Raw genomic sequence first — 8,919 nt, forward strand, 5'->3', positions numbered from 1 at the left:
GGTCAGGCGGGGGTGGGGTTTGGCTGGGTGCCGCTGGCGGCTTCCAGGATGATAGCGAATTCGGCGCCGCCTTCCGGCCGGTTGCTGCCCTCCAGGCGGCCGCCGAAGCCTTCGACGATGGCCAGGGAAATGGCCAGGCCCAGGCCCAGGCCTTCGCCCACGGGCTTGGTGGTGTAGAAGGGCTCGAACAGGTGGGCCAGGACCTCCGGCGGCAAGCCCGGGCCCTCGTCGCGGATGGCGATGCGCACCTGGGTGCCCCGCCGTTCGGCCTGCAGGTGCAGGCGCGGCGCCGGCCGCTCCTGCATGGCGTCGAGGCCGTTGCGCAGCAGGTTCACCAGCACCTGTTCCAGGCGGGTGGTGTCGGCCAGCACCGCCAGTTCCGGGGCGATGGGAGCCACCTGGATGGCGGCCTGCAGCTCCCTCCGCCGCGGTTCCAGGATCAGCAGGGCGTTGTCCACGGCCCGGGCCACGGGGACCGGGCTCTTTTCCGCCGGGCCCTTGCGCGAGAAGGATTTGAGCTGGGTGACGATGCGCCCCAGGCGGGCGGTGAGCTGGCGGATCATGGCCAGGTTCTCCCGCACTTCCTCCAGGCGGCCCAGGTCCATGAGGGCCACGGCGTTGTCGGAGAAGGTCTGCAGGGCGGCCAGGGGCTGGTTCAGTTCGTGGCTCATGCCGGCGGACATCTGGCCCAGCACCGCCAGCTTGCCGGCCTGCACCGCCGTGTCCCGGGTCTGGTGCAGGATCGCCTCGGCCTGCTTGAGGGCTTCCACCTTGCGGGTCAGGTCGGCGGTGCGTTCGGCGATGGCCGCCTCCAGGGCGGCATGGGCCTGGTGCAGTTCGGCCCGGCGCTTGCGGCGCAGGTTCTGGTGGGCCGCCAGGGCCAGCACGAAGGCCAGGGCGAAGGCGGCGGTGAAGCCGGCGCCGAGGGCGCTGCGGCGGGCCTCCGCCGGGTCGGTGAGGAGCACCACGCGCCAGCCCTGGTGGCCCACCGCCTGGCTTTCCATGAGCAGGTCCCGGGGGCGCCGGTCGGTCACCGCCAGGCGCACGCTGCCGTCTTCCAGGGCCCGGTCGCTGATGAGGGGTTCCAGGGGGCTGTCGCCGTACTTGCGGCTGGCCGCCAGCCGTTCCCGGGCCAGGGGGGAGAGGGGGGCCAGGGTGCGGTAGCGCCACTCGGCCTTGGGGGCGAGGAAGATGACGCCCTCGTCGTCGGCCAGCAGCACGGTGTCGCCGCTCCTGGCCAGGGCGGATTCGAAGGGGGCCAGGTTCACCTTGATGGTGACCACGCCCTCGATGGGGCCGTGGCTGCCGTCCCGCACCGGGGCGGCGAGGAAGTAGCCCGGCTCGCCGGTGGTGGCGCCGACGCCGTAGAAACGGCCCAGGCTGCCCTTGATGGCTTCCCGGAAATAGGGGCGGAAGGCGTAGTTGTGGCCGACGAAGCTGCCCGCCTTGTCCCAGTTGCTGGCGGCCAGGGTGTGGCCGCGGCGGTCGATGAGGTAGGCGGCGCTGATCTCGGCGCCGCTCTGGGCGGTCTTCAGATAGGCGTTGGCGGCCTTGGCCTGGGCGCTGCCGGCGGGCTGGGCCAGCAGTTCGTGCAGCTTGTGCTCCAGGGCCAGCAGGCCGGGCAGGGCCTCGTAGCGGGCCAGGGTGGCTTCCAGGGAAAGGGCGTAGAACTCCAGGCGGCGGGCGGCGTTCTGCCGTTCGCCATCGAGGAAGATGGTCAGGGCCACCCGGTAGGCGAGCCAGCCGAAGACCAGGCAGGCGGCGAGCAGGGCGGTGCCCAGCAGCAGCCGCCTATGCTAATGCCCGGACCCGGCGGCGGCCAGACGCAAAGGAAGGAAGACGGGAAAAGCGGGGAGAAAAAGCGGGGGACGGCAGCCGCCGCCCCCCGCGGCGGTGCCTAGTCCACCGCCGCCAGCTTCAGCTCGTCGGCAGCGTGGCGCTGCTGCTCCTCCATCACCAGGCGGCCCAGCTCCCGCTTCAGCTCGTTGAACTCGTGGCTGGAGGGATCCCGGGGCCGGGGCATGGTGACGTACTGGTCCCGCTTGATGGTGCCGGGGCGGTAGGTCATGACCACGATGCGGTCCGCCAGGTAGATGGACTCCTCGATGGAGTGGGTGACGAAGAGGATGGTCTTGTTCAGCTTCTCCCAGATGCGCAGCAGCTCGTCCTGCAGGTTGCGCCGGGTGAGGGCGTCGAGGGCACCGAAGGGCTCGTCCATGAGCATGATGGGCGAATCCAGGGCCAGCACCCGGGCGATGGCCACCCGCTGGCGCATGCCGCCGGAGAGGTCCTTGGGGAAGCGGTCGCGGAAGTCCTTCAGGTGCAGCAGGTCCAACAGCTGGTTCACCGTCAGGTCGATCTCGGCCTTCTCCTTCTTCTGGATCTGCAGGCCGAAGGCGATGTTCTGGGCCACGGTCATCCAGGGGAAGAGGGCGTATTCCTGGAACACCATGCCCCGGTCCGGGCCCGGGGTGAGGATCTTCTTGCCCTCGATGACGATCTCGCCGGCCGAGGGCGGCTGGAAGCCGGCCACGGCATTGAGCAGGGTGGATTTGCCGCAGCCGGAGGGGCCCAGCAGACAGACGAATTCGCCCTGCTTGACGGTGAGGTTGATGTCCTTGAGGGCGGTGACGTCGCCGCCGGGGGTCTTGAAAACCTTCTGCACGTCCTTAATCAGGATGTCGCTCATGGTTAGTGCTCCAGGCCGCGGTGCCAGCGCAGCAGGTGGTTGTTGAGGCGGCTGACGGCGGTGTCGATGGCCAGACCCAGCAGGCCGATGGTGATCATGCCGGCGATGATCTTGTCCGACCACATGAACTCCCGGGCTTCCAGGATGCGGAAGCCGAGGCCGTCGTTCACCGCGATCATCTCGGAGACGATCACCACGATGAAGGCGGTACCGATGCCGATGCGCACCCCGGCCAGGATGTAGGGGGTGGAGGCGGGCAGGATCACCCGGGTGAACATGGTCCAGTAATTGACCCCCAGGTTGCGGGCGGCCCGCAGGTAGATGCCGTCCACGTGGCGCACCCCGGCGATGGTGTTCATCAGCACCGGGAAGAAGGCGCCGATGGCGATGAGGAAGAAGGACGGCGGGTTGCCCAGGCCGAACCACAGGATCGCCAGCGGGATGTAGGCGATGGGGGGGATCGGCCGCAGGATCTGCACCAGGGGGTTGAACAGGTCGTAGATGCGGTTGTTGGCACCCATCACCAGGCCCAGGGGCAGGGCCAGGCCGGCGCCGATGATGAAGCCGACGATGACCCGGTAGAGGCTGGAATAGGCGTCGTGCAGCAACTCGCCGGAAATGAGCCAGGTGAAGTAGCTGCCGCTGCCCGGGACGTAGTCCTGGGTCGGCAGCAGGTAGGCCCACCATTTCACCGCCACGGCGCTGGGGGAGGGCAGCAGCACCTCGGAGAAGAGGCCGGCCCGGGAGCCGGCCTCCCACAGGATCAGCACCAGCACCGGCACCAGGGCGCCGTGGGCGAAGGCTTGCAGTTTCTTCAGCATGGCCTTACTTCACCTTCAGTTCGGTCTTGGCCTTCTGCAGCAGGTCCAGCTTGACCCACTCGGCGGCCTTGGGCGGCTTGGCCATGCGGCCGACGCCGTACTTCTGCATGAAGGAGGTGGTGATGTCGATGTGCTCGGGGGAAACGTCGTAGGTGTAGTCGGCGTTGTCCATGGCGTCCTTGAAGTCCTGGGAGCTGATCTGGCCCTTGAACATCTGCTCGCGCACGTACTTCTCCGCCAGGGCCATGTCCTTGTTGAACAGGGCGGTGGCTTCGACGAAGCACTTCATGACCCGCTGGGCCACGTCCTTCTTCTCGTTGTAGAGCTTCTCGGTCATCACCAGGAGGCGCACCGGCTCGCCCATGGCGGTGTTGTAGGGCTTCATGATCTCCACCCCGAACTTCTTGTTGAGGGCCTGGGAGGACTGGGGCTCGGACTGGCACATGGCGTCGATCTGCTTGGCGGCCAGGGCCTGGTTGAGGTCGGCGAAGGCGAGGAAGACGATCTGCACGTCCTTGCCCGGCTTGTCGGACCAGGTCAGGCCGGCCTTTTCCAGCTCGGCGTAGAGCAGCAGCTCGTGGGCGCCGCCCCGGGTGACGCCCACCTTCTTGCCCTTGAGGCCCTGGATGTCCCTGATGCCGGTATCGGCGCCGGCCACCAGGCGGGCGCCGCCCTTGGCGAAGCCGGCCACGGTATAGATGGGCACGCCGTTGGCGCGGCCGGAGATGGCGCCGTCGGAGGCCAGGGCGGCGATGTCCACCTCACCGGCGACGATGGCCGGCATGATGTCCGGGCCCTTGGGGAACATGCGTTCCTCCACCTTCAGGTCGTACTTGGCGCACAGCTCCTTCATGTAGGACACGGCGCCGTAGTGGGCGAACTTCAGGTTGCCCAGGCGCACCACGTCCTCGGCCCGGGCCGGCGCGGCGGCCAGCAGGGCGGAAGCACAGAGGGCGGTGACGGCCGCAGCCAGAACTTTGCGTTGTTGCATGGAAGTCTCCTCACAGGGTGGATGTCCCCGGCGGCAGTGCCGGGTTGTGAGACTCCTGTTTGCAGGGACCGTGCCATCCGCCGGAAAAGTTTGCAGGCGATTGTTTTTGCAGAGATTTGGCTCAGCGTCGGGGTGCCGCGCCTCCTCGAGCTTTCCGGAAAGCCGCACGCCCCGGGGTGGCCGTTCCGGGATTCCGCACGGGGCTGGCCGTCGTCTTAACCCGGATTTACCCGGGGCTTAACCCGTATTTACATCCCCCGGGCCAAGAATGCCCCGGTGGCGTCCCGGCGCAGCCGGCGGCGCCGGTCATGGCAAGCACGGGGAGCCGGCAACGCATGTCGCACATCGACGGACTGGAACAGATCATCGCCCTGGTAGGGCGCAGCGCCAGCCTGCGCCAGGAAGGCCGCACCGAGGCCGCCCTGGGCTGCCTGCAGCAGGCCCTGGCGGTCAATCCCCGGCTCTATCCCCTGCACCTCAACTGCGCCCGCCTGATGGCCGAGCTGGGCTGTTACGAGGAAGCCATCGCCGCCTACGGCCGCTACCTGCGCGACGCCCCGGACGACGGCGAGGCGGCGGCCCAGTGCCGCCAGCTGCAGCAGGAGGCGGAGGAGCACTACGGCACCCTGCTGGAGATCGACCGGGACAACGTGGATTTCCATGTGCTGCGGGGCAACATCCGCCTCGGCGCCGGCCGGGCGGCTGCCGCCCTGGCCGACTTCGACCAGGCCCGCCGGCTCGATCCCCGCTGCTGGGGTCTGGAGGCCCGCCGGGGCGCGGCCCTGGTCGCCCTGTACCGGCACGAGGAAGCCCTGGCGGCCCTGGACCGGGCCCTGGAGCGGGAACCGGGCAATCTCCAGGTGCGCCTGCAGCGGGGCCGGGTGCTGCAGGCCCTGGGCCGCTGGGAGGCCGCCTTCGCCAGCTACGAGCAGTTGCTTTGCTTCCATCTCGACCACCCGGAGGCCCTGGTGGAGCAGGCCCACTGCTGCTTCGCCCTGGGGCGCTGGCGCGAAGGCTGGCAGCGCTACGAATGGCGCTGGGAAACCCGGCAGATGGCCGACGCCTGGCTGCCCAGCACCGCGCCCCTGTGGCTGGGCCGGCAGTCCCCCGAGGAGCAGACCGTGCTGCTGTGGGCCGAGCAGGGCCTGGGCGACACCCTCCAGTTCCTGCGCTACGTGCCCCGGGTGGCCGCCCTCGGCGCCCGGGTGCTGTTGCTGCTGCCTCCGTCCCTGGCCGCCCTGGCTGCCAGCCTGGGGCCGGGAATCGAGATTCTGCCCATGGGCGGCGACCTGCCGCCCCACGACCTGCACTGTCCCCTGCTCAGCCTGCCCCTGGCCCTGGGCCTGTGCCGTCCCGAAGAAGGGCCTGGGACGCCCTATCTACGGGCATCCCCGGAGCGTGCCGCCAGGATGCCCGTCCTGCCTGCCTTCCAGGGCAGGCGCATCGGCCTGGTGTGGTCGGCCAAGGCCGACGGCGATGCCGGCCGCAACCTTGCCCTGGCGCAGCTGCAGCCCCTGCTGGGGCCGGGGCGCCGCTTCTATTGCCTGCAGCAGATGATCCCCGCCGCCGACCAGGAAGCCCTGGCCGCCCTGCCCCAGCTGCAGCGGGTGGATGAATGGCTGGAGGACTGGGCCGACACCGCCGCCCTGGTGCAGCAGCTGGACCTGGTCATCAGCGTGGACACGGCGGTGGCCCACCTGGCCGGCGCCCTCGGCCGCCCCTGCTGGCTGCTGCTGCAGCATGGCGGCGAATGGCGCTGGGGCCGGCAGGGGGCGGCGACCCCCTGGTACGCCAGCCTGCGCCTCTTCCGCCAGCCGGCCTGGGGCGACTGGGACGGCGCCGTGGCCCAAGTGGCGGCCGCCCTGGCGGACTGGCGCGGGGGCTGAAGCGCGGCTGCCGGCTTCGGGCCAGGCCTGCCCTGGGGAAGGCCCTAGCTTGCCTATCCGGGGGCCTTTCGCCACACTTGCGCGCCATGCGCAAACTCACCTACCTCGCCCTGCTGCTGCCCAGCGCCGCCGCCTGGGCCATCGACCTCCAGCCGGGGGACCTGCAGGTGCCACCCTCCGGCACCAGGATGATCCAGCTGGCCTACCAGGACAGCGACCGGGGCGACATGTACGTCCGCGGCCGCAAGATGCCCGGCGAGCCCAAGGTGACCCTGTCCCAGACCCAGCTGCGCCTGGGTGCCACCTTCGACCTGGGCGGCATGCCCGCCTTCTCCTATCTGCAGCAGCCCGTCGGCAGCCTGCATCCGGGCGGCACCCTGTCCAGCCTGCCGGGGGCTTCGGGCTTCGGCGACACCACCATGCTGCTGGCCGTGTGGCCCTACGCCAATCATGCCAGCCAGACCTATTTCGCCGTGGGCGGCTACCTGACCCTGCCCACCGGGGATTACCAGGCGGGGCGCGTCCTCAACATGGGCAGCAACCGGGTCAGCACGGCCCTGCAGGTCGGCCTGCAGACCGCCGTGCTGCGCAATCTGCACTGGATGGGCGCGGTGGACGGCATGCGCTCCGGCACCAACAAGGAATTCGGCCCCCTGCGCCGGGAGCAGGACCAGGAGGTGCTGTACACCGCCCAGACCGGCCTGCGCTACGACATCAATGCCACCTTTGCCCTGGCCGCCACCTATTTCTACACCTGGGGCGGCGAGACCCGGGTGGCGGGCGTGGCCCAGAACGACCGCACCCAGCTGGAGCGCTACCAGCTCACGGCGATTGCCAACTCGCCCGTCGGCAAGCTGTCCCTGCAATACGGTGGTGATTTCCGCACGGAAAACGGCCTCCTGGAAGACCGGCGCTGGGTGGTCCGCCTGACCCGCTTCTTCTGAGGCGGGGCCACCCCTGCCGCCAGGGGCGGGGGCAAACGCAGGGCAAAGAAAAAGCCGGGGCATGCCCCGGCTTTTTGCTTGGCGGCGGACCGGCTCAGCGGGCCTGGCCCACTTCCGGCAGGACGATGTTCACTTCCAGCACTTCGAAGTTGTTCTTCTTCTCCAGGGAGACCTTGATGTCGTCCTGGTTCACCTTGACGTACTTGGAGATGACGGCGATCAGCTCCTGCTGCAGTTGAGGCAGGAAATCCGGCGAGCTCTGCTCGCCGCTGCGTTCCCGGGCGATGATGAGCTGCAGGCGCTCCTTGGCGACCGAAGCGGTCTTTTGTTTCTGGCCAAAAAGAAGGTCGAGCAGGGACATGTCACTTGCCTCCGAACAGGCGCTTCAGGATGCCCGGCTTTTCGTAGTCCACGAAGCGCAGGGGCACTTCCTCGCCGAGGAAACGGGCCACCATGTCCTGGTAGGCGTCGGCCACGTCGCTGCCGTTCATGTGGATGGCGGGCGTGCCCTGGTTGGAGGCCTGCAGCACCACTTCGGATTCGGGAATGACGCCGAGCAGGGGAATGCGCAGCAGTTCGTGCACGTCCTTGTAGGAGAGCATCTCGCCGTCCTCGACGCGCTTGGGCGAATAGCGGGTCACCAGCAGGTGTTCCTTGACTGCCTCGTTGCCTTCCTTGGCGCGGCGGGACTTGGACTGGACGATGCCCAGGATGCGGTCCGAGTCGCGCACGGAGGAGACTTCCGGATTGGAGACGACGATGGCCTCGTCGGCGAAGGTGAGGGCCATGACGGCGCCCCGCTCGATGCCGGCGGGGGAGTCGCAGACCACGTAGTCGAAGCCCATGTGCTCCAGTTCCTTGAGCACCTTCTCCACGCCTTCTTCGGTCAGGGCGTCCTTGTCCCGGGTCTGGGAGGCGGGCAGCACGAAGAGGTTCTCGGCGTGCTTGTCCTTGATCAGGGCCTGGGTCAGGTTGGCTTCGCCGTTGATGACGTTCACCAGGTCGTAGACCACCCGGCGTTCGCAGCCCATGATCAGGTCCAGGTTGCGCAGGCCGACGTCGAAGTCGATGACCGCGGTCTTGAAGCCGCGCAGGGCCAGGCCGGAGGCGAAGGCTGCGCTGGTGGTGGTCTTGCCCACACCACCCTTGCCGGAAGTGACGACGATGATTCTCATGGGACCTCTGGATTGGTAAGAGTAAGAGTTGTCGGAAATTTTGGGTTCAGCTGGTCTTGAGGGCTTCGAGCACGAGCTTTTCGCCTTCCAGACGGATTTGTACGGGCTTGCCGGTGAGGCTCTTCTCCGAGCCCGGTTCGAAGGTGCGGTACACCCCGGCGACGGAGGTCAGCTCGGCTTCGAAACAGGTGGTGAAGATGCGGGCATTGGCGTCGCCCCGGGCGCCGGCCAGGGCGCGGCCGCGCAGGGGGGCATAGATGTGGATGTTGCCGTCGGCGATGACCTCGGCGCCCGGGCTGACCATGGCCAGCACCACCAGGTCGCCGCCCCGGGCATAGACCTGCTGGCCGCTGCGCAGGGGCTTGTCCAGCACCAGGGTGCCGCTGGGGGCCGCTTCTGCTGCCGGGGCGGGG

The 8,919-nt window shown here is 68.8% G+C and carries 9 protein-coding genes; 2 read left to right on the plus strand and 7 right to left on the minus strand.

Features of this window, described 5'->3' with window-relative positions; translation table 11 throughout:
• Positions 1-2: 2 nt before the first annotated feature.
• The 4 genes from AC1RTA_RS15905 to AC1RTA_RS15920 form a co-directional block, all read right to left on the minus strand.
• Positions 3-1,727 (minus strand): sensor histidine kinase, encoded by a 1,725-nt coding sequence (locus AC1RTA_RS15905; protein ID WP_492785291.1) that lies wholly within the window; start codon positions 1,725-1,727, stop codon positions 3-5.
• 170 nt (positions 1,728-1,897) lie between these two features.
• Positions 1,898-2,689: an ABC transporter ATP-binding protein gene (locus tag AC1RTA_RS15910; protein WP_014238472.1), complete on the minus strand. Its 792-nt coding sequence runs from the start codon at positions 2,687-2,689 to the stop codon at positions 1,898-1,900.
• A gap of 2 nt (positions 2,690-2,691) precedes the next feature.
• Entirely contained in the window at positions 2,692-3,510 is an 819-nt protein-coding gene (locus tag AC1RTA_RS15915) for an ABC transporter permease (RefSeq protein ID WP_014238471.1), read from the minus strand.
• Positions 3,511-3,514: 4 nt separating this feature from the next.
• A complete protein-coding gene (locus AC1RTA_RS15920; protein WP_492783524.1) occupies positions 3,515-4,501 on the minus strand; it encodes an ABC transporter substrate-binding protein in 987 nt (328 codons plus the stop codon).
• Positions 4,502-4,836: 335 nt separating this feature from the next.
• Here AC1RTA_RS15920 and AC1RTA_RS15925 point away from each other — a divergent pair, with 335 nt between their 5' ends.
• Both AC1RTA_RS15925 and AC1RTA_RS15930 read left to right on the plus strand, forming a co-directional pair.
• Positions 4,837-6,387, plus strand: coding sequence for a tetratricopeptide repeat protein (locus tag AC1RTA_RS15925; RefSeq protein ID WP_165397462.1), 1,551 nt, complete (start codon positions 4,837-4,839; stop codon positions 6,385-6,387).
• An 86-nt stretch (positions 6,388-6,473) separates the two neighbouring features.
• Positions 6,474-7,331, plus strand: coding sequence for a transporter (locus AC1RTA_RS15930; protein ID WP_152089676.1), 858 nt, complete (start codon positions 6,474-6,476; stop codon positions 7,329-7,331).
• Positions 7,332-7,425: 94 nt separating this feature from the next.
• Here the strand turns inward: AC1RTA_RS15930 and minE are convergent, their stop codons facing one another.
• The 3 genes from minE to minC all read right to left on the minus strand — a co-directional run.
• Complete coding sequence (gene minE, locus AC1RTA_RS15935) at positions 7,426-7,692, minus strand: cell division topological specificity factor MinE (protein ID WP_014238468.1); 267 nt, start codon at positions 7,690-7,692, stop codon at positions 7,426-7,428.
• 1 nt (position 7,693) lies between these two features.
• The gene (gene minD, locus AC1RTA_RS15940; RefSeq protein WP_014238467.1) at positions 7,694-8,506 is read right to left on the minus strand and encodes a septum site-determining protein MinD; all 813 of its coding nucleotides are present in this window, start codon (positions 8,504-8,506) and stop codon (positions 7,694-7,696) included.
• A 46-nt stretch (positions 8,507-8,552) separates the two neighbouring features.
• Positions 8,553-8,919 (minus strand): septum site-determining protein MinC (gene minC / locus AC1RTA_RS15945; RefSeq protein ID WP_492785292.1); only part of this gene is annotated, 367 nt, incomplete at its 5' end.

This window comes from Azospira sp. MPR-E4, from assembly GCF_058809645.1.

Coding starts and splice junctions, on each gene's coding strand:
- AC1RTA_RS15925 (WP_165397462.1), top strand. CDS start 4,837: ATGTCGCACATCGACGGACTGGAACAGATCATCGCCCTGGTAGGGCGC.
- AC1RTA_RS15910 (WP_014238472.1), bottom strand. CDS start 2,689: ATGAGCGACATCCTGATTAAGGACGTGCAGAAGGTTTTCAAGACCCCC.
- minD (WP_014238467.1), bottom strand. CDS start 8,506: ATGAGAATCATCGTCGTCACTTCCGGCAAGGGTGGTGTGGGCAAGACC.
- AC1RTA_RS15915 (WP_014238471.1), bottom strand. CDS start 3,510: ATGCTGAAGAAACTGCAAGCCTTCGCCCACGGCGCCCTGGTGCCGGTG.
- AC1RTA_RS15930 (WP_152089676.1), top strand. CDS start 6,474: ATGCGCAAACTCACCTACCTCGCCCTGCTGCTGCCCAGCGCCGCCGCC.
- minE (WP_014238468.1), bottom strand. CDS start 7,692: ATGTCCCTGCTCGACCTTCTTTTTGGCCAGAAACAAAAGACCGCTTCG.
- AC1RTA_RS15920 (WP_492783524.1), bottom strand. CDS start 4,501: ATGCAACAACGCAAAGTTCTGGCTGCGGCCGTCACCGCCCTCTGTGCT.